The 17,961-nt window shown below is 58.2% G+C and carries 18 protein-coding genes and 1 pseudogene; 7 read left to right on the plus strand and 12 right to left on the minus strand.

Annotated elements, in window-relative coordinates; translation table 11 throughout:
* Positions 1-2,793 carry a monovalent cation/H+ antiporter subunit A gene (locus tag D8779_RS00150; protein WP_136662456.1) on the minus strand — a complete coding sequence of 931 codons (2,793 nt, stop codon included), beginning with the start codon at positions 2,791-2,793 and terminating at the stop codon, positions 1-3.
* A 325-nt stretch (positions 2,794-3,118) separates the two neighbouring features.
* Positions 3,119-3,580 carry an outer membrane lipoprotein gene (locus tag D8779_RS00155; protein WP_136662457.1) on the minus strand — a complete coding sequence of 154 codons (462 nt, stop codon included), beginning with the start codon at positions 3,578-3,580 and terminating at the stop codon, positions 3,119-3,121.
* A 175-nt stretch (positions 3,581-3,755) separates the two neighbouring features.
* On the opposite strand from D8779_RS00155, the gene D8779_RS00160 reads away from it, so the two are divergent.
* Positions 3,756-3,992: a hypothetical protein gene (locus D8779_RS00160; RefSeq protein ID WP_136662458.1), complete on the plus strand. Its 237-nt coding sequence runs from the start codon at positions 3,756-3,758 to the stop codon at positions 3,990-3,992.
* A gap of 7 nt (positions 3,993-3,999) precedes the next feature.
* Here the strand turns inward: D8779_RS00160 and pdxH are convergent, their stop codons facing one another.
* The 5 genes from pdxH to dinG form a co-directional block, all read right to left on the minus strand.
* Positions 4,000-4,647 (minus strand): pyridoxamine 5'-phosphate oxidase, encoded by a 648-nt coding sequence (gene pdxH, locus D8779_RS00165; RefSeq protein WP_136662459.1) that lies wholly within the window; start codon positions 4,645-4,647, stop codon positions 4,000-4,002.
* A gap of 89 nt (positions 4,648-4,736) precedes the next feature.
* A complete protein-coding gene (locus D8779_RS00170) occupies positions 4,737-5,423 on the minus strand; it encodes an OmpA family protein (RefSeq protein ID WP_136662460.1) in 687 nt (228 codons plus the stop codon).
* 94 nt (positions 5,424-5,517) lie between these two features.
* Positions 5,518-6,663 carry a serine hydrolase domain-containing protein gene (locus D8779_RS00175; protein ID WP_136662461.1) on the minus strand — a complete coding sequence of 382 codons (1,146 nt, stop codon included), beginning with the start codon at positions 6,661-6,663 and terminating at the stop codon, positions 5,518-5,520.
* A 116-nt stretch (positions 6,664-6,779) separates the two neighbouring features.
* A complete protein-coding gene (locus tag D8779_RS00180) occupies positions 6,780-8,981 on the minus strand; it encodes a beta-agarase (protein ID WP_420875589.1) in 2,202 nt (733 codons plus the stop codon).
* A 217-nt stretch (positions 8,982-9,198) separates the two neighbouring features.
* Positions 9,199-11,343, minus strand: coding sequence for an ATP-dependent DNA helicase DinG (dinG, locus tag D8779_RS00185; RefSeq protein ID WP_136662462.1), 2,145 nt, complete (start codon positions 11,341-11,343; stop codon positions 9,199-9,201).
* Positions 11,344-11,549: 206 nt separating this feature from the next.
* On the opposite strand from dinG, the gene D8779_RS00190 reads away from it, so the two are divergent.
* Entirely contained in the window at positions 11,550-12,014 is a 465-nt protein-coding gene (locus tag D8779_RS00190) for a CopD family protein (protein ID WP_136662463.1), read from the plus strand.
* A gap of 41 nt (positions 12,015-12,055) precedes the next feature.
* On the opposite strand, the gene D8779_RS00195 is transcribed toward D8779_RS00190, so the two are convergent.
* The 4 genes and pseudogenes from D8779_RS00195 to D8779_RS20720 all read right to left on the minus strand — a co-directional run.
* Positions 12,056-12,817, minus strand: a complete 762-nt coding sequence (locus D8779_RS00195) for a collagen-like protein (RefSeq protein ID WP_136662464.1) — start codon at positions 12,815-12,817, stop codon at positions 12,056-12,058.
* The gene (locus D8779_RS00200) at positions 12,810-13,124 is read right to left on the minus strand and encodes a DUF1145 domain-containing protein (RefSeq protein WP_136662465.1); all 315 of its coding nucleotides are present in this window, start codon (positions 13,122-13,124) and stop codon (positions 12,810-12,812) included. The genes D8779_RS00195 and D8779_RS00200 overlap by 8 nt, the downstream gene beginning before the upstream one ends.
* Positions 13,125-13,311: 187 nt before the next feature.
* Positions 13,312-14,043 carry a PA1041 family peptidoglycan-binding anchor lipoprotein gene (locus tag D8779_RS00205; RefSeq protein WP_136662466.1) on the minus strand — a complete coding sequence of 244 codons (732 nt, stop codon included), beginning with the start codon at positions 14,041-14,043 and terminating at the stop codon, positions 13,312-13,314.
* Positions 14,044-14,169: 126 nt separating this feature from the next.
* A pseudogene (locus D8779_RS20720) lies at positions 14,170-14,523 on the minus strand (OmpA family protein); the annotation flags it as partial.
* 438 nt (positions 14,524-14,961) lie between these two features.
* Here D8779_RS20720 and D8779_RS00215 point away from each other — a divergent pair.
* Both D8779_RS00215 and D8779_RS00220 read left to right on the plus strand, forming a co-directional pair.
* Complete coding sequence (locus tag D8779_RS00215) at positions 14,962-15,459, plus strand: DUF6231 family protein (protein WP_136662468.1); 498 nt, start codon at positions 14,962-14,964, stop codon at positions 15,457-15,459.
* A 4-nt stretch (positions 15,460-15,463) separates the two neighbouring features.
* Positions 15,464-15,934, plus strand: a complete 471-nt coding sequence (locus D8779_RS00220; RefSeq protein ID WP_136662469.1) for a YchJ family protein — start codon at positions 15,464-15,466, stop codon at positions 15,932-15,934.
* A gap of 41 nt (positions 15,935-15,975) precedes the next feature.
* On the opposite strand, the gene D8779_RS00225 is transcribed toward D8779_RS00220, so the two are convergent.
* Positions 15,976-16,542, minus strand: coding sequence for a hypothetical protein (locus D8779_RS00225; RefSeq protein ID WP_136662470.1), 567 nt, complete (start codon positions 16,540-16,542; stop codon positions 15,976-15,978).
* Positions 16,543-16,654: 112 nt separating this feature from the next.
* On the opposite strand from D8779_RS00225, the gene D8779_RS00230 reads away from it, so the two are divergent.
* Genes D8779_RS00230 through D8779_RS00240 form a run of 3 tightly spaced genes read left to right on the plus strand, consistent with a single transcriptional unit; the run spans position 16,655 to position 17,845 of the window.
* Positions 16,655-17,152, plus strand: coding sequence for an LEA/WHy family protein (locus D8779_RS00230; protein WP_136664389.1), 498 nt, complete (start codon positions 16,655-16,657; stop codon positions 17,150-17,152).
* 5 nt (positions 17,153-17,157) lie between these two features.
* Positions 17,158-17,373, plus strand: coding sequence for an SEC-C metal-binding domain-containing protein (locus tag D8779_RS00235; RefSeq protein ID WP_136662471.1), 216 nt, complete (start codon positions 17,158-17,160; stop codon positions 17,371-17,373).
* A 7-nt stretch (positions 17,374-17,380) separates the two neighbouring features.
* Complete coding sequence (locus D8779_RS00240) at positions 17,381-17,845, plus strand: DUF2489 domain-containing protein (RefSeq protein ID WP_136662472.1); 465 nt, start codon at positions 17,381-17,383, stop codon at positions 17,843-17,845.
* Positions 17,846-17,961 lie beyond the last annotated feature (116 nt).

The following is a 17,961-nucleotide window of genomic DNA, read 5'->3' on the forward strand; positions in this document are numbered from 1 at the left end:
TCAGAGCACCTCTTGAACAGCTTTTTCCTGGGTCAGCTTGCCCAGGTTGGCGAGAATCAGCAGGGTCGCGCCGACCACCGTCAGGTACACGCCGAGGTCAAACAGCATGGCGGTCGCCAGCTCGATTTCACCGATCAGCGGAATGTCGAAATGGCCGAAAGCCGAAGTCAGGAACGGTCGATCAAACAACCAGCTGCCAACCCCGGTTAAGCCCGCAATCAATACGCCGAGCCCCGCCATGCCTTGGTAGTTGAGCGGCAGCCGCGATTGCGTCCACTGCACACCGCTGGCGACGTATTGCAGGATCAACGCCACGGCCGTGACCAGGCCCGCGATAAAGCCGCCGCCGGGTAGGTTGTGGCCGCGCAGGAAGATAAACACCGAAACCAGCAACGCCATCGGCAACAGCACGCGCGACAGGGTGGCGAGGATCAGCGGATGACGGTCACGGGCCCAGTTACGGCCCTGTGCATCGACTTTGGGTTGGAACAGGCGCAAGCCGTCGAGCAACGCAAAGATGCCGACCGCAGCAATCGCCAACACGGTGACCTCGCCCATGGTATCGAAGCCACGGAAGTCCACCAGAATCACATTGACCACGTTAGTGCCGCCGCCACCCGGTACGCTGTTATCCAGGAAGAACGCGGAAATGCTGTCATATGGCCGCGTCAGCACCGCAAACACCAACATCGCCACCATCACCCCGCTGCCCACCGCCAGGGTGAAGTCACGCAGGCCACGCAGGCTGCTGGATTCAATGTTGGTATGCGCTGGCAGAAAGAACAGCGCAAGCATCAGTAAGACGATGGTCACCACTTCTACTGACAGCTGGGTTAGGGCCAGGTCGGGCGCTGAGTAGCGAGCGAACGTCAGCGCCACCATCAACCCGACCACGCTGAGCATCAGCAATGAGACCAAGCGCTGGCGGTGGAAAACCACCGTTACCAGCGCGGCCAACGCCATCATGCCCAAACCCAGGGCGGTGATGCCGTCGATTCGCGTCATGGCCAGCGACCCGTTGATCTGCGGCAACGAGCTTAACCCCTGCGTAACGACCAGAAGTGCAGCCGCCAGCAGCAACGCCAGGTAACGCTGCAGCGAAGCATTCTCCAGCCAGCGGGTCACGGCCGTGCAGGCCTTGATCAGAATCAGCACACCGCTCTCGAACAGTAATTTGGCATCCACGCTCGGCAGCCCGGCATACCAGCGAAATAAGGGCTGACGAAATACATAGACCAAAATCCCACCAAACAGGGCGATAAAGCTCATCAGCAACGCCATGTTTAAGCCATGCCATATCGCCAGGCTGTAGCTTGGCAGCTCGCCGCCCAGGGTTGCCGAGGCCGCCGCCGCCAACAGTGGCGCCACGGTGTAGGCCGGCACAATCCCCACCAGCAGGCAGAGAAATACCAGAATCTCCACCGGCACTTTCATATAGCGCGGCGGTTCATGTGGCGGGTAGTGCGGCAAGTTGATCGGCTCACCGTTAAAGAACACGTCGTGGATAAAGCGCAGCGAATAGGCCACAGAGAACACCCCAGCCAAGGTCGCCGCCGCCGGGATCACCCAGTTAAAGCTACCCAGCAGGTGTTGATTGAGGGTTTCACTGAAGAACATTTCCTTGCTCAGGAAGCCATTGAGCAATGGCACCCCGGCCATCGCCGAGGCGGCGACCATCGCCAATACGGCCGTATGCGGCATGTACTTCCACATTCCGTTGATACGCCGCATATCGCGGCTGCCGGTTTCGTGATCGATGATCCCGGCGGCCATAAACAGCGACGCCTTGAAAGTGGCGTGGTTGATGATATGGAACACCGCAGCCACAGCAGCCAATCGCGTATCCAGGCCGAATAGCAGCGTGATCAACCCCAGGTGGCTGATAGTCGAATAAGCCAGCAGACCCTTGAGGTCATGCTGAAACAGCGCCATCCCGGCGCCGACCAGCAAGGTCACCAAGCCGGTGATGCTGACCAGATAGAACCACCACTCCGAACCGGCCAACGCCGGGTACAGCCGCGCCAGCAGAAATACCCCGGCCTTGACCATGGTCGCCGAGTGCAGATAAGCCGATACCGGCGTTGGTGCCGCCATTGCATGGGGCAACCAGAAATGGAATGGAAACTGCGCCGACTTGGTGAACACCCCCAGCAACACCAAAATCAGCGCCAACGGGTACAGCTCATGGGCACGAATGGCGTAACCCGCGGCCAATACTTGGGATAACTCGAAACTGCCGGCGATATGACCGATGAGCAAAATCCCGGCAAACAGTGCCAAGCCGCCACCGCCGGTTACGGCGAGGGCCATGCGCGCGCCTTTACGCGCATCCGAACGCTCACCCCAAAAACCGATCAGCAGGAATGACGACAGGCTGGTCAGTTCCCAGAACATCAGCATCAGCAGCAGGTTTTCTGAGAGCACCACACCGAGCATGGCGCCCATAAACAGCAGCAGAAAAGCAAAGAAGCGCCCCATCGGCTCTTTCTTCGACAGGTAATAGCGCGCGTAAATTATGACCAGTAAGCCGATGCCGAGAATCAGCAGCGCAAACAGAAAGCCCAGACCATCAAGGCGCAGGCTGAGGTTCAAGCCCAGGGCTGGCAACCAGTCCAGCTTGACCTTAAGCAGCTCGCCAGCGAACACCGCCGACTGTTGCGAAAGCAGCAGGACCAAGGCCGCCAGTGGCGCCAACCCGGCTGCCACTGCACAGGCCGAGCGCCCTAGCCGCTCAGCCAGCAAAGGCAGAAGTATGCCGAGAAATGGCAAGGCGATGATCAGCGCAAGCGTCATAAAAAACCCCTTAATACGAACCAGACACGCACACGCACCCAGCTGACTCCCTAACTGCTGACGGATGACAAACCATAGGCGTTCACCCGCGCGACAACTCACACGAAAGTATTGCACCGCGAGGCGATGAAAGCCCGTCGACACAAAAGCGTGCGCGATTATCCATAACTATCGCCCAGTCGTCATGGATAGAACTATTACTAAACACGCTCCGGAGCGCGAGCTTGCCTGAAAAGCCCTTCAAACGCGGGTAACAATCTGGTTTTTCTAGAAAAAAGACAATAAAAAGCCGGATCAGTCAGGACTGATCCGGCTGTCTAAGCACTCAGTGAGCGACGCGACTGGTGCCATTTACAGTCATGATGCGTACGCGCTCGCCGACACGGAAAATCTGGTTTTCTTCAACGGCCTGCACGTATGCGCGCATGCTGCCGTCATCTTCCAACACGGTAATTTCTACGCCCTGGGTACGGGTCAGACCTTCCTCGGTCATCGCGCCCAACAAGCCACCGGCCACCGCACCGATCACCGCCGCGACCGCACTGCCGCGCCCGCCACCGACACCGCTACCCGCCACACCGCCGATAACGGCACCAGCACCCGCACCGATCGGAGTTTTGGTGCCTTCAATTTTCACCGGTCGTAGCGACTCAATGGTGCCCATGCGTACGGTTTGCACGGTGCGCGCTTCGTCACGCGAATAGGTGTCGCCAGTCAGACTGGAGGCGCAACCACCTAATAGGGCCAGCGCGGCAAAAGAAGCAGCCAACAAAAAGGATTTACGCATGATTATTTCTCCAGTTAGGCAGATGGTCATTAGAACGCCTGCACCACTCAGCTGTCACCCGCCAATATGCAGCAAAATCTTACCCGCGCAGCACTTCTCGGCGATGGCGCGACACTTCGCCGCGTTCAGTCAGCGTAGCCAGTCAGCCTAAGCTGAGGCTTGGTTTGGAGGATTTATGGATTACTTTATTGTCGCCATCACCGGTGTGGCTGGGCTGTATTTCCACTGGTGGCTGTATGTGCGGATCAAGCGCTGGATGGACCGCGACCTGGCGCTGTCACTGGCCGGAGACTCAGCGGCCAAGCGCAGCTATATGCTCGTTCGCTTGGCCGAAGCGCAGGCTGCCGGCATCAAGCGCAGCGCCCTACCGGCCTGGTTGGAGCAAGCCGCAGCGCAATACTCCGGCGACTAAAGCATGCTCAGGGCGCCAGGCGCTCACGCAGCCAGGTAGAGCCTTGCAGACGGAAATTGAGGCGATCATGCAGGCGACTGGAACGGCCCTGCCAGAACTCAATGCGCTCTGGTAGCAGACGATAACCCCCCCAGTGCGGCGGGCAATGCGGCGCACGATCCAGAAAGCGTTGCTCAGTTTCGGCCAGCAGGCCTTCCAGTTCGGCGCGATCAGCGATCACCCGGCTTTGTGGAGAAGCCCAGGCGCCCAAGCGACTGCCCAGCGGACGTACCTGGAAGTAGGCATCGCACTCCTCGGCACTGACGCGCTCAACCCGCCCCTCGATACGCACCTGACGCTCCAGGCTGGGCCAGAAAAAGGTCATGGCGGCAAAGGGGTTGGCGGCCAGGTGTTGGCCTTTGGCGCTGTCATAGTTGCTGAAGAAGGTGAAGCCGCGAGCATCTAAGCCTTTAAGCAGCAGCACTCGACAATGCGGACGACCCTCAGCATCGACAGTCGCCAGGGTCATGGCATTGGGCTCGACCGGCAGTTGCTCGGTCTTCACCGCATCGGCAAACCATTGCTCGAATAACGCAAAAGGCTCAGCCGGCGCGTGGGCCTCGCTCAAGCCATCACGGGTGTAATCACGGCGCATATCAGCCAGGGTTTGTGTCATCGCTAAGTCCTCTCGATCACCTATTGCTCAGCATACCTGCGAGCGCTCTACCTGGCTTGATCTGCGGCAACACGCCGCTGTACAACCGTTTATTGGCTGCTGGCGGGCTTATCGATCTTAGCGACGGTTTTTGTACCCTTGCCATCCGCAGGCTTGGCAGCAGCCACAACAGTGGCGGGCGCCGGCGCCGGCTGGCTGTACTTGGCGATCAGGGCGTTCAGGGTAGGCTTTGAGGTCAGGAGTATTTCTACCCGACGGTTGAGTGCACGACCTTGTTGGCTGTCGTTGGCCGCACGTGGCATATCAGAACCCAGGCCTTTGACCATCAAACGGTTTTGTTTGAGACCGCTCAGGCGAAAAATCGAGGTAAAGGCGCGGGCGCGCTGTTGGCTCAGCTCACGGTTGGCATTCACTTCGCCGCTGCTGTCAGCGTGGCCAAGGATCAACACGCCGATGCTTTCATCGCTTTCCAGCAGCTTGGCCATGCGGCTCAATGGCCCCAGGGTTGTCGGCAGCATCATGTGGGGGCGGTCCGGGTTGAACGAGCCTTGCACCGGAGCGGTCACCACCAACAGGTTTTCACGGCGCTCAAACTCAAAATGGGTGCCTTTAATCGCTTCACGCACCTTCGGCTCATACACATCCAACCAAGCCTGAGTCACTTCCGGGGGCGGCATGGCGACCACTTTCGGCGCAGGCTTTGTGTATTTTTCGAAAGCACTGCAACCGCTAATCAGTACACACAGGACGATGGCGAGAGTTTTGTTGGCGAGCATCGGGAATCCACATCGTAATAAGCAAAAGAAGCCGGTCAGTGGCCCACTGGGTAAGCGGGCCACGCCATGTTGCGCAGCAGTTTAGCTGAGCTGGCTATAAACAATCAGCCAATAGACGCGCAAGTTTCTGCGCACGAGGGTCCATCAAGACGAACGGTCCTAGGTTGTTGGTGACAAACCCGAAGGCCACATCCCGTTCCGGGTCGGCAAAACCAATGGAACCGCCGGCACCAGGATGACCAAAAGCACGCGGCCCCATGCCATAGGTGGCGTTGGCGACCTCAGGCTGGTCAAGCATGCACCCCAAACCGAAACGGGTACGGGTCAGCAGCGTCTTGTCCTCGCCCACCGCATGTTCACGGGTCAACTCGGCCAGCAACTCGCTCTCCAGCAGTTGGCCGTCCAGCAAGCCGCTATAAAAACCTGCCAGGCTGCGCGCGTTGCCATGCCCGTTAGCCGCCGGCTGCTGCATGCGCCGCCATTCAGGCTTGTTGGTACTGGTCATGATCGATGGTGGGTTGGTGAAAGCCCGGGTACTCATGGCCGCTGGCTCACTCATCATGGTTTTGAGCAGGCGCTGGGCTGCCGCGTCGCCGAAGTTACCCTTGCCACGGGAGATGATCGCCACCCGGTCGAACTCTTCATCGGCCAGGCCAACATGAAAGTCCAGCCCCAGCGGCTTGGCTGTGCGCGCGACGATAGATTCGCCCGGCCCGCACCCTTCGACACGGCGCAACACTTCACCCACTAGCCAACCGTAAGTGATAGGCGCATAACCATGGCCATCACCCAAAGCCCACCAGGGCTGTTCAGCGGCCAGCGCCGTGGTCATGGCCTGCCAGTCATACAGGGCCTCGGCTGGCAACATCTGGCGCAAGGCAGGCAGACCGGCTTGATGGCTGAGCAAATGACGCAGGGTGATCTTGTCCTTGCCGGCCGCAGCGAACTCCGGCCAGTAGCGCGCCACCGGTGCATCCAGCTCAAGCTTGCCTTCACCCACCAGCTGAAGAGCGGTGACCGCTGTAAAAGTCTTGGTGCATGAGAACAGATTGAGGATGGTGTCGCTGTGCCAAGCCTGCTGACCCTCCTTGTCAGCCACGCCGGCCCACAGGTCCACCACGGTTTCGCCACCAACCTGCACGCACAGCGCCATGCCGCGTTCCTGCGGTTCATCAAACAACGCCGCAAACGCGTCTCTCAATGCTTCGAATTTGAGATCAAAGTAACCCTGTATCTGCACACCCTGCTCCTCTAATACGACTGGGCCCAGTATTCGGCCGATTGTTTCAGCTCTGCTGCCCGCGGTGAACCCGACTCAAGGCTTGCAGCACCACTATCAGCCGCGCGAATAGGCCCTCACGGAGTTGCGGTGACGGGCGCAGGGGCCTCTGCCTTAAGTACAACTTTTGGCACATCCAAGTTGGCTTTGCGCACGGCTTTGACGAAGCTGTCCCACGGCCGGTCGGTGATGCCGACCAGGCCGAGATGACCGTTCTCACCATCCAACAAACGGCCAGTGACGGGTTGATCAAGGTATTGGAACCAGTGCACGCCAACGATCTGCGGCTCTTCCAGGGCCTTGGCCAGAAAATGCGCATAGGCCGGTCCGCGCTCTTCTTCTTTGTAGACCTCAGCCACACCGCCCCAGAACGGTCCACGGTCCCGCGAGCCGAAGTGGAACTCGGTGATCATCAGCGGCTTGTCCAGCTGGCGCAGTGCGGCAAAGTCATAACCATGCTGCGGTTCGCGGGTGTAGAAATTGAAGCTCAGCACATCACAGAAACTCGCACAGGCATTCACCGCCTCCGGAATGCTGCTGGCAAACCGGCCACCCAACAGCAGGTGGTTGGGCGCGTGCCAGTCAAGCGAATCGGCGATGGTTTTGAAATAAGTCTCGGCATAGAGGCGCAAGAATGCCTGCATGTCCTTCTCGATGGCCGGAAACTCAGCACTGGGCAACGGCGCTTGGAAGCCTGGATCTTCCATCAACTCCCAAGCCGGTAGCTCAATCCCCCAGGCTCGCGACAAGCCATTCTGGTTACGGTATTTGTCGCGCAGCAACTTGAGAAAAGCCCGCTTGGCCGGCACATCGGTACTCAAACGCAAGGTGGCGTACCCCAGGGCGTAACGCCCATTGGGGTCATCCGCAGGGCCCGCCCAGGCCAGCTCATTGTCGGCGAAATAACCAAGCAACCAGGGATTGTCACGGTGATCACGCGAGGCAATCGCCACCGCGCGCTCGGTGGCCATGGCAAACCGCGGATCGAATGGATCAGGCATCGCGCCCCACCAGTCAACGCCAGTGCTGATGGTGGCGTAATCACCTTGAATCGACAGTGGAATACTGAACGGCATGCGCGTGTCACCACCAAACGCAGGCTCGCTCCAATTGCCTAGGGTGTTGAAACCCCAGGCTTGCAGGCGGTCCTGGCTGAGAATGCGCCAGGCAGCAGGGTCAGCTTGACCATAACTGCGCTGCACGTTGGCCTTGTAGAAATCAAACCAGCGTCCACTGGCAAACGTGCGCCCCTGATTGGCACCGGTGTCGCTACGGCTATCAGACTGACCGAAATAGGTCGCCAGCGCGTCACCCGGCTGCGGCAGATCGGCAAACATCGCCTCGCGCCCCTCAACATAGGTGGCGCTCTGCTGCGCGGTTACTGCGTTGACGCCCAGCGAGTAGAACGGATGCCCTTCAGGCGTAACCAGAAACCAGCGACCATCACGTTTCTCAGTACGGAAAAAACCGCTCGCCTCAAACGGCATGCCACCGGTCCAGCCGGAAAATTTATCCTGCGCCGGGCGCTCGGCCAACCAACCATGCAGTTGTTTTTGCTCCTGGATCACGGCTTGTTGCAACTGCTCATCAGTCTTGACCTTGCCCGGCCAGTCGGCACGCGCGTACTGGCCGTAACGGTCGACGATACCGGCATAGGCTGCTGCCGAAAGCTGCTCGCCGGTCACGCCAAACTGGCTGATCAGAATATGTTGCGCCGCTTTCGGTTCGGGCATGGACAGGGTGACGGCACTGACCTTACTCACGTCCAGCGCGCCGCTGACCGTATCGGCCAGCAGCAACCGCTGGCCTTTGTGCGTCCAAGGCATCGGCACGCCGGCACGCATACCCTGATCGCGGGGCGAAGCCGCTTGCAAAGGAATCAACAGGGTTTGCGCAGGACCGGCAGGCAAGGCGATTCGGGTGTTGAGTCGCTGGCCATCGCTACTTTCAATCTGCACATCCAAGGTCAACGCCCAATCCATAGCGTTTTGTACACGCAGGCTGACCAGAGTTTGCTGCGACCAATCCCAACTGCCGCTTTGCGGAGTCAGCCGCAGGCTCGGCTGCGCGGCGGGATAGAAGGTCACCCGACGCAGCACTTCGCCCTGTGGCGTTGGCTCGCCGATGCGATTGGGCAACTCGGCGTCCTGCGTCGTGACCTGTACCGCGTCTAGTGGCCGTACGAAGTTAAATAACTCCTGCGGCTCTGATGCCACCGCGGCGCTGCCATAACCCAGTAGTGCTGATAACAGAACACCCGCTTGCAGCCTGCGTTTCACCTTCACGAACCACACTCCCCCATTGTTTCGGTCGCTTTGGGCAACACCGCCCAGAGCAAAATTCAGACGTTGATAACGACCAACGTATTGTGCACGCGCCACTTGGAACGAATACAGCGCGGCAAGTTGCCCAATACCGACGGGCGGGCTTAGGGAACAGTGAGAACGCCGAGGTTAATGGGCCTCGACAACTTCACTTAGTATTTTTAGCGGCCTGCTAGCTGATCTCACGACGGAACGGCGGTAAAGCATTGAGGATCGATTTTCCGTAGCGCTGGGTGACCACCCGCCGGTCCAGCAGAGTAATAGTGCCGCGATCGGCCTCGGTACGCAGCAACCGTCCACAGGCCTGCACCAGACGCAGCGAGGCATCCGGTACGGCAATCTCCATAAACGGATTACCGCCGCGCGCTTCGATCCATTCGGCCAGCGCCGCTTCTACCGGATCGTCCGGCACGGCAAAGGGAATCTTGGCAATCACCACATGCTCACAGTAAGCCCCCGGCAGGTCGACTCCCTCGGCAAAACTGGCCAGGCCAAACAGCACGCTTTCCTCTCCGCTATCGACCCGCGCCTTGTGTTTGTTCAGCGTTTCCTGCTTGGACAGGTTGCCCTGAATAAACACTCGCTTGCGCCAATCGCGCTCCAGCCCCTCAAACACATCCTGCATCTGCTTGCGCGAGGAGAACAGCACCAGGGTGCCGCGCGAACCTTCAACCAAACCAGGTAGATCACGAATAATCGCCGCCGTATGCGCAACAGCATCACGCGGATCAGCATTCAGGTTAGGCACTCGCAATACACCGGCATCGGCATGATGGAACGGACTCGGCACCACAGTGGTGACCGCCACTTTCGGCAGCCCTGCGCGCATGCGGTAGCGATCAAACGTGCCCAGTGCGGTTAGGGTCGCCGACGTCACTAACGCGCCATAGGCGACATTCCACAGATTACGCCGCAGTGTTTCAGCAGCCAGAATTGGACTGGCGTTGACCTCGATATCGAACAGTGCACCACTGTCAGCCAGGGTCAACCAGCGTGCCATCGGCGGGCTTTCCTCAGGATCTTCAGCGGTAAACGCCAGCCACAGCTCCCAACTACCCTGAGCGCGCGCTAACAAGCTACCGAACAGCGGATACCATTCTTCGGCCTGATGGCTGGCGATACCAACAGTGGCCTCACCATCCATGGCTTCTTTGAGCTGCTCGGCCACGCCGGTGAACAGCTCGGTCAACTTGGAGAAACCCTTCTTCAGCTCCACGCCCAGCTCAATCAAATGCGCCGGCACCACGCCGCCAACAAAGCGATGACGGGGTCGCTCGCGCCCCTGCATGTCTTCGCCCGGCTTGAAGTCAGCCACCTGTTCGCAGGCGGCGAACATGAACTGCTGCTGGGTTTTGATCTCACGCGCCAGCTCTGGCACTTGCTCAATCAAGCGTCCCAAGTCGCCGGGCAGCGGGTGCTGGGCCAATAGTTTGGTGAGGTTTTTGGCCGTCTGCTCCAACCAATCGGCCGTCGAACGCAGTCGGGTGAAGTGGGCGAAATGGCCGATGGCTTTGTCCGGCAGGTGATGGCCTTCGTCGAACACATACAGGGTATCGCGCGGGTCCGGCAGCACCGCGCCGCCACCCAGGGCCAGGTCAGCGAGGACCATGTCATGGTTGGTGACGATGACATCGACCTTGCCCATGCCTTCGCGTGCTTTATAGAAGGCGCATTGCTGAAAATTCGGGCAGTGACGGCTGGTGCATTGGCTATGGTCGGTGGTCAATTGCGACCAGCGCGCGTCTTCCAACTCTTCCGGCCAACTGTCGCGATCGCCGTCCCACTTATTGCCGGCGAGCTTTTCGATCATCACCGTGAAGAGCTTCTGACTCTGCTCATCCACATCGATCTTGAAGCCTTCTTCTTCGAACAACTGGGCGGTGGCGCTTTGCGCTTGACCTTCCTGCAACAAGACATCCAGCTTGGACAGGCACAGATAACGACCGCGCCCCTTGGCCAGTGCGAAGCTGAAGTTCAAGCCGCTGTTGCGCATCAGATCCGGCAGATCCTTATGCACGATCTGCTCTTGCAGGGCCACGGTAGCTGTAGCGATTACCAGACGCTTGCCGGCTGCTTTGGCCGTGGGGATCGCAGCCAGGCTATAGGCCACTGTCTTGCCGGTACCGGTGCCGGCTTCAACCGCCACCACTGCCGGTTCGCCCACGCGCCGACCTTCTTCGTCGGTACTGATCGCGCCCAGCACCTTGGCGATTTCAGCAATCATCAAGCGCTGGCCATAACGCGGCTTGAGCGACTTGGCTTCGAGGAAACGGGAATACGCGCCCTGGATCTGGGACTTGAGTTCAGTACTGAGCATGGGATCTTGACGCGAAAAGGCTGGATAAATTTTCAGTGTTTGTAATCGACGGCTATCATAGCGCGCTAATTGATCCAGCGCTGAACCGCTTAGGACCTGTTTACGATCTCGCGAGCTAGAGCCATGCAGGCAGAAACAAGCGAAAAACGCAGCAGGACCGACGCGCAGCAGATCGTAAATAGGTTCTTAACCAATAGGAGTGCCGCATGACCCCTTATGCCTTCGTCTACAGCTTGCACCTGCTCGCCGCCCTGGTCTGGGTAGGCGGCATGTTCTTCGCGTGGATGGTGTTACGCCCTGCAGCAGTCACCGCACTGGAAGCACCTGCCCGCTTGAAACTCTGGCTGGCCGTATTTCCGCGTTTTTTCTACTGGGTATGGGCTGCCGTGATTGTGTTGCCGATTACTGGCGTGGGCATGTTGCACCTGCGCTTTAGCGGCTTCGAAGCCGCGCCGCGCTATGTGCACATCATGATCGGGCTGTATGTCGCCATGCTGGCGCTGTTTCTGCGCATTCAGCTACTGCAGCTACCCGAATTGCGCCGCGCGGTGGTTGCAGAGGATTGGCCGAACGGCGGCGCTGTTCTTGGACGTATTCGTCGGTTGGTCGGCATCAACCTGTTACTGGGTTTGCTGGTAGTCGCAATCGCAGGCGCTCGCCCTTCGTTCTAATGCTACGCAGGTAAGCGCTGCCGCAAGGCAGCGCTTACTACTCAGAACTGCACAAGATTTAACGCACCAGCCGGGCCTGATTCGCCCGCACGGCCTGCCTGTCCGGGCTTGCCATCACGTGCGCCGTCAGTGCTGTACAACCAGCATCCCTTACTCACGCCACCTTGACCGCCCGCCCCCGGCGCACCCGGTTGACCACCACTGCCGCCATCCACGCGCACGGTTAACTGTTCCACCAAAACAGCTTGCGGTACTTCTAGGCGCACCTGCCCACCTGCAGCGCCAGGCTGGCCGTCACCGCCATCGAAACCGTCATGACCACGACTGGCTTCGCCCCAAGTGCAACCACCTGGCTTGCCATCTGCACCGGCAATACCTGTATAACCCGGCGCGCCGTGACCGCCGCGCACATCAAATGTCAGACTTTCCAGGGTTACAACTTGCAAACGAACGCTCAGGTCGCGACCCGGCAAGGCGGGGGTTTCATAGCTGCCCCGAGCGCCACGCGCAGTGATCTGCGCACCACTGGCAATCTCGGCGGCAGCCACTTCGAGGCGTAATTCCTGATCACTGGGTGCAATCGCCAGGCGCGCGTCACGACCCAAACGTAATTGCGCTACGCGAATTTCGGTCAATCCAGATGGAATCAGGAGCGTGCCGTGATCGGCAATGTCCAGCCGATCAAGCAACAACACACTGGTGTTGCTCGGCAGACGCATAAACGCGTTGGACTCAACTTCGATCACTGCTTCGGCCAATACGAGAGGGCTAAAGAGCGCGGCAAGGGCTAACCAATTACGCATTTTCAGCCTCCAACTGCAGGGCTTCCAAAGGTTGCTCTGGAGCCGTCACAGTGCCCTCGGCGGGCATACCCAGCAGCTGAAAAACCCCAAACAGCAGGATTTGAATCCGCGTCTGAGCCGGTTGGGCGCTCGCCGCAATGCGCTTGTCAAAGAGCCATAATTCCAACGCATGAACCAGCAGGATGAAGACGCCCGCCGCATTCAGCAGCAGCGTAAAAGGTTGTGCGAAAGGCTGCAGCAGGTTTGCCAGCACGACGCCCCAGAACAATGCCGTCAGCACTTTACCCACAGTCAGAAATAACTTCATACCCGCCCCCAGCAGTTTTTATTTCGCTGCACCTTATCTGCTTTGGGGGTGTGCTGCCAGAAGACCAGTAAAAACCATGAAGGACGAATACCTTCACAGTTTTTACTGGATGAAGCGGCTCGCTTGCTGACAGGCCGTTGCGAACCAGCTCATGGGTTCGCAACGGCCTGTCAGCACGTCACATCAGTTATGGCTGCGCCTCGACCTCCGCTTCAACACGGCGATTGATAGCCCGCCCAGACTCACTGTCATTATCAGCGACCGGCCGCGACTCACCATAGCCAACAGATGAGACCCTACTGCTGTCGATACCATGCTGATTGACCAGCACATCACGCACCGCATTGGCGCGCCGCTCAGACAACCCCTGGTTATAGGCATCACTGCCTATAGCGTCGGTGTGCCCTTCAACAGTGGTGCTGGTTTGTGGGTATTGCTTCATAAAGTCGGCAAGGCTTTTGATATCCGCCTGACTGCCTTCTTTTACATCGGATTTATTGAAGTCGAATTTCACATCCAGCTCTACCCGAACTGAGTCCACTACTTCCATGGGCTCTACAACGGCAGGCGCACTGGCATATTCTTTAATCGGACAGCCATTATGCTGAACCGGTGTATTGGGAGGGGTTCCTGGGCAACGGTCACGACGATCAAACACACCATCATCGTCTTCATCACCATCCTGGGCATAACAAATCAGCGTACCAATAACCGCACCGGCTACGGCTCCGCCTGCTGCCCACGTAGAACTTTCGATTGCGCCCAGACCTGCACCGGTCAGACCGCCAATTGCACTGCACAGGGGCCAGTTCCCTTGGTTGAGTGGCGCATCTCCCGTACTGGAAGTTGTGACGCAACCTGAAAGAACACTGCTGACCAAGAGAATGGGGGCTATCCCCATCATGGATCTAACTCTCATGGTAGAAATCTCCTGTAATGCCGGCTACTGCCGGTAACTTAGGAGTAAAGACCTACCCTTCGAGCTGCACAAGCCAGACCCTAATGGGCCTGGCTTGTTTTCTACAGAAAGCCTGGAGTCAGGCGATCAAGGACGCGCTTCTACTTCAGCTTCTACGCGACGGTTGACGGCACGGCCATCAGCGCTAGCGTTGTCGGCAACTGGGCGAGATTCGCCATAACCTACAGCGTTAACACGATCACTGCCTACGCCGTACTGGTTAACCAGCACGTCACGCACCGCATTAGCACGACGCTCGGACAGGGTTTGGTTGTAAGCATCACCGCCAACGGAGTCAGTGTGACCTTCAACCACTGTGGTGGTTTGCGGGTATTGGGTCAGGAAGTCAGCCAGGTTTTTAATATCACCATAGCTTTCTGGTTTGACCTGAGCCTTGTCGAAGTCGAACTTAACGTCCAGCTCCACACGTACCGCTTCGGCTGGTTCAGCCACAACAACTTCTTCAACCACTTCTTCAACCATAACAACCTGCTCATCGCTGGCGCCATGCACCCAGCAATACGCAGCTGCCATACCGGCACCCACTACAGCGCCGCCACCGGCCCATGTAGAGCTTTCAATAGCGCCCAGAGCAGCACCGCCCACACCGCCAATCGCGGCACAGGTTGGCCAATCCGTTTTCTGCAACCCGGCACAACCGGTCAAAAAGCTAGTCGCGACAATCAGGGGTAATGCTTTCCTGGTGATGCTCATATATACGTCTCCTATTGGTAAATCGGTGTAAACCCGATACTGACGAAGTAAAGACGCCAGCAACTAAATATGCCAGATAATCTGCAAACACATTAGTAGCACAATCCACGCTAGGCCTCACTGCTGCTGCACGTTAGTCTTTGCGCACTTGAGCGAGGAGTCGTCATGCCTGTAACACTATCCCCCCGAACGCCCCAGCAAGCCCTTGCAGCACTGCTAGCTCGCTACACCCCAAAACGCTTACTCGTGGTCGGAAGCCGCGATCTACCGGCTATTGATGCCTTTATCCAGGCCCACCCAAGCTGTCACATCGTTCACGCAGAAGCTGGAACACTATCCAGCGAGGTGGCCGCGCAGCGTTTCGATCTAGCACTTATCGTTGATTGCCTGGAGCACCTGCCCAAGCGCGCTGGGCTGGAATTACTCGGTGGCATTCGCAACCTGAATGCCAGCCGTATGGCCGTACTGGTCGACCTGCAGGCCTGTGACTGGCAAGAAACCGATTTCTTTGCCCTGGCTCTTCAAGCCAGTGAGTCCTTCCAACGCGAGGAGCAGACGCTCAACCTATTTACATATGACCTGCTCGACTACAAGCAAGTACCCGATTGGTTGAATGCCAAATTTTGGGCCAACCCGGAAAATTACGGCAAGTACTGGTGGTAAGCCCATGAGCAGCCAAATCTGCCCCTGCGGCAGCGATCTGTTGCTAACCCTGTGTTGCGGCCGCTACCACACAGGCACGCCAGCACCCAGCGCCGAAGCATTGATGCGCTCACGCTATAGTGCTTATGCACTGGCACTGATCGATTATTTGGTGCGCAGCACACTACCGGCCCAACAGGCCGGTCTCGACCAAGATGCCATACAGGCCTGGAGTCTGGGCAGTACCTGGCTTGGGCTTGAAGTCGAGCAGGCGCAGCTGATTGAGGGAGAACCGCAGCACGCCTATATCACCTTTACCGCACGCTGGCGTGACCACACCGGTGAGCATAGCCACCGTGAACGCTCGGCATTCGTGTGCAATAACGAGCATTGGTATTTCATTGATCCGACTGTCGAGCTGAAGCTTAGTCGCAATGAACCTTGCCCCTGTGCCAGTGGGCTTAAGTTCAAGAAATGCTGTGCAGGCTATTTTTGACGTTTGAGCGTGAACCCGCACAGGGCGCAACAAGCAACTGGCTAGTCCTGTAATTTCAGATGAGAAATATCAGGCGGCGGTCCGGCTGGAGCTTTTTTCGCCTCACCCATGTCGCTGCCGGGTGGAGCCAGACTGAACTGCGACAAGTCCAACACCGGGACCGCCATCTGTGGCTGCTCATCCTGTACGTCATCCCCCAACGGCGCAATGCCAAAATCCGGGGCATCCACTTCAGCAAACGCAGCCATGTATTCATCACGCGGCGCAACCTGCAAGCGCGCCGCAGGTGTGTTGGCGGCCGGCGAAGTGGAAGCTGCCGTCACAGCTGGGGCTGGAGCCACCGCAGGCGGAGCGGTCAACTCAATTTCCTCGACCTCATCCTCAATGCAGGTCACCTGCGCCAAAGCACCAGCGCGCTCCAACGTTGCACGGTACTTCTCTGCCCCGGCCGCGTCTAAGTTGCTTTTAATTACGATGCGCCTGCCAGAGAACAGCAACGCCAAACGTTGTTCATCGGCCTGAAACAGCTTGGCCAGATTAGCCTTCACCAACTCCAGCTGGGCACCTGGCAACAACTGCGCACTGAAGGCAATTTCGTAGCGAGCCATGGTCATACTCCTGTCCTATTCGTTGTTCAGTATGGCGCAGGTTTTTTTACCGTCACAACAGGTTGCAGCCAAGCACTTGCTTGTTACACTGATACGTCATTCGGAGTATGCAATGTTTTATCAGGCGCAAACGATAAGAATTCTCAGCCTATTGATGTTTTCTGGCCTTGTCTTTGGCCTTGGTGGTTGTTCCTCATGGACATCAGACGACTTTAAAGACCCCGAGGTTCGCTTGGTCAAAGTCGATGTGGTTAAAGCCAAACTGCTAGAGCAGCATTTCACCTTGCGCTTTCGCATCGATAACCCCAACAGCTTCAGCCTGCCCATACGTGGGCTGGACTACGTGGTGCACCTGAACCAGGTAAAGCTGGCGGAGGGTGAATCGAGCACATCCTTCACCGTGCCGGCTTACGGCCATCACAGCTTCAACGTTCCGGTACGCACCAATCTCTGGCGACACCTGCGCCAAATCGTAAAAGCGCTGGATAAACCCGACGAACCTATCCCTTATCGACTTCAAGGCGCGGTGAAAACCGGCTGGTTGTTCGGACGGAGCGTGCACATGTCGCGCAATGGCGAGATAATTCCCGGCGACTACATCCCGGAGTAATTCGCATGACCCAGCAAGAACACGTCCACGGCCCTGACTGCAATCATGACCACGACCATTCTCACAGCCACGATCACAACCATGAGCATGGCCACGTCCATGGCCCGGATTGCAATCATGGCCACCAAGAACCGGCACGTAACGCACTGAAAGACGTTGGTCGCAACGATCCTTGCCCTTGCGGCAGCCAGAAGAAATTCAAAAAATGCCACGGCGCCTAAGCCTGCAATGAATAACCTTACGTTGCTCGCGCTGACCCTGAGCGTCATAACGATTGCCGCACTGGGGTTGTATGCCCTGCAACTTTGGCGGCGCATTTGGGCCAAGGAAAAAGCACAAGCCGAGGCGCTCAACACACAGCGCGAGCGCATCGGCGGCGATCTGCGCATCCTCGCCAGCAGTTTACTCGAGGGCCAGTTACCGCTGATCGAGGGGGCGATTCGGATCAAAGTGTTGTTGGATAACTACGACAGCACCCTCAGTCAGGATCCGCGCTGTGAGGTTTTTCATCAGCTGTTTGCGGCAACCGCCCAAGTGCCGACCCACGCCGAGTGGAAGGCCCTGGAGAAAAGTGTACGCCGCCAGCATGAGCAGCACTTTAGTGCCTTGGAACTGCAGCACAAGGCGGCAGCCCGTGCAGCGGCGCGCTGGCTGCTCGACGAAGCGCTGCCAGCAGCACGCCAAAGCGCATGATTTGCCTGCTATGCGCCTTGTCAGGCGCATAGCAGCTGGCTAACGTAGTACATCCACTCTAGTACCCACGCACTTGCCATACAGTGCGCACACCCAACTCGACCCTCTCTATCGTC

Source organism: Pseudomonas leptonychotis (assembly GCF_004920405.1).
In the GTDB taxonomy this organism is placed as follows: domain Bacteria; phylum Pseudomonadota; class Gammaproteobacteria; order Pseudomonadales; family Pseudomonadaceae; genus Aquipseudomonas; species Aquipseudomonas leptonychotis.

Excerpts from the sequence above, each read along its gene's own strand:
- D8779_RS00205 (WP_136662466.1), bottom strand. The coding sequence starts at position 14,043 with ATGAGAGTTAGATCCATGATGGGGATAGCCCCCATTCTCTTGGTCAGC.
- D8779_RS00240 (WP_136662472.1), top strand. The coding sequence starts at position 17,381 with ATGAATAACCTTACGTTGCTCGCGCTGACCCTGAGCGTCATAACGATT.
- pdxH (WP_136662459.1), bottom strand. The coding sequence starts at position 4,647 with ATGACACAAACCCTGGCTGATATGCGCCGTGATTACACCCGTGATGGC.
- D8779_RS00170 (WP_136662460.1), bottom strand. The coding sequence starts at position 5,423 with ATGCTCGCCAACAAAACTCTCGCCATCGTCCTGTGTGTACTGATTAGC.
- D8779_RS00190 (WP_136662463.1), top strand. The coding sequence starts at position 11,550 with ATGACCCCTTATGCCTTCGTCTACAGCTTGCACCTGCTCGCCGCCCTG.
- D8779_RS00150 (WP_136662456.1), bottom strand. The coding sequence starts at position 2,793 with ATGACGCTTGCGCTGATCATCGCCTTGCCATTTCTCGGCATACTTCTG.
- D8779_RS00215 (WP_136662468.1), top strand. The coding sequence starts at position 14,962 with ATGCCTGTAACACTATCCCCCCGAACGCCCCAGCAAGCCCTTGCAGCA.
- D8779_RS00220 (WP_136662469.1), top strand. The coding sequence starts at position 15,464 with ATGAGCAGCCAAATCTGCCCCTGCGGCAGCGATCTGTTGCTAACCCTG.
- D8779_RS00230 (WP_136664389.1), top strand. The coding sequence starts at position 16,655 with ATGTTTTATCAGGCGCAAACGATAAGAATTCTCAGCCTATTGATGTTT.
- D8779_RS00225 (WP_136662470.1), bottom strand. The coding sequence starts at position 16,542 with ATGGCTCGCTACGAAATTGCCTTCAGTGCGCAGTTGTTGCCAGGTGCC.
- D8779_RS00200 (WP_136662465.1), bottom strand. The coding sequence starts at position 13,124 with ATGAAGTTATTTCTGACTGTGGGTAAAGTGCTGACGGCATTGTTCTGG.
- D8779_RS00155 (WP_136662457.1), bottom strand. The coding sequence starts at position 3,580 with ATGCGTAAATCCTTTTTGTTGGCTGCTTCTTTTGCCGCGCTGGCCCTA.
- D8779_RS00235 (WP_136662471.1), top strand. The coding sequence starts at position 17,158 with ATGACCCAGCAAGAACACGTCCACGGCCCTGACTGCAATCATGACCAC.
- dinG (WP_136662462.1), bottom strand. The coding sequence starts at position 11,343 with ATGCTCAGTACTGAACTCAAGTCCCAGATCCAGGGCGCGTATTCCCGT.
- D8779_RS00195 (WP_136662464.1), bottom strand. The coding sequence starts at position 12,817 with ATGCGTAATTGGTTAGCCCTTGCCGCGCTCTTTAGCCCTCTCGTATTG.
- D8779_RS00160 (WP_136662458.1), top strand. The coding sequence starts at position 3,756 with ATGGATTACTTTATTGTCGCCATCACCGGTGTGGCTGGGCTGTATTTC.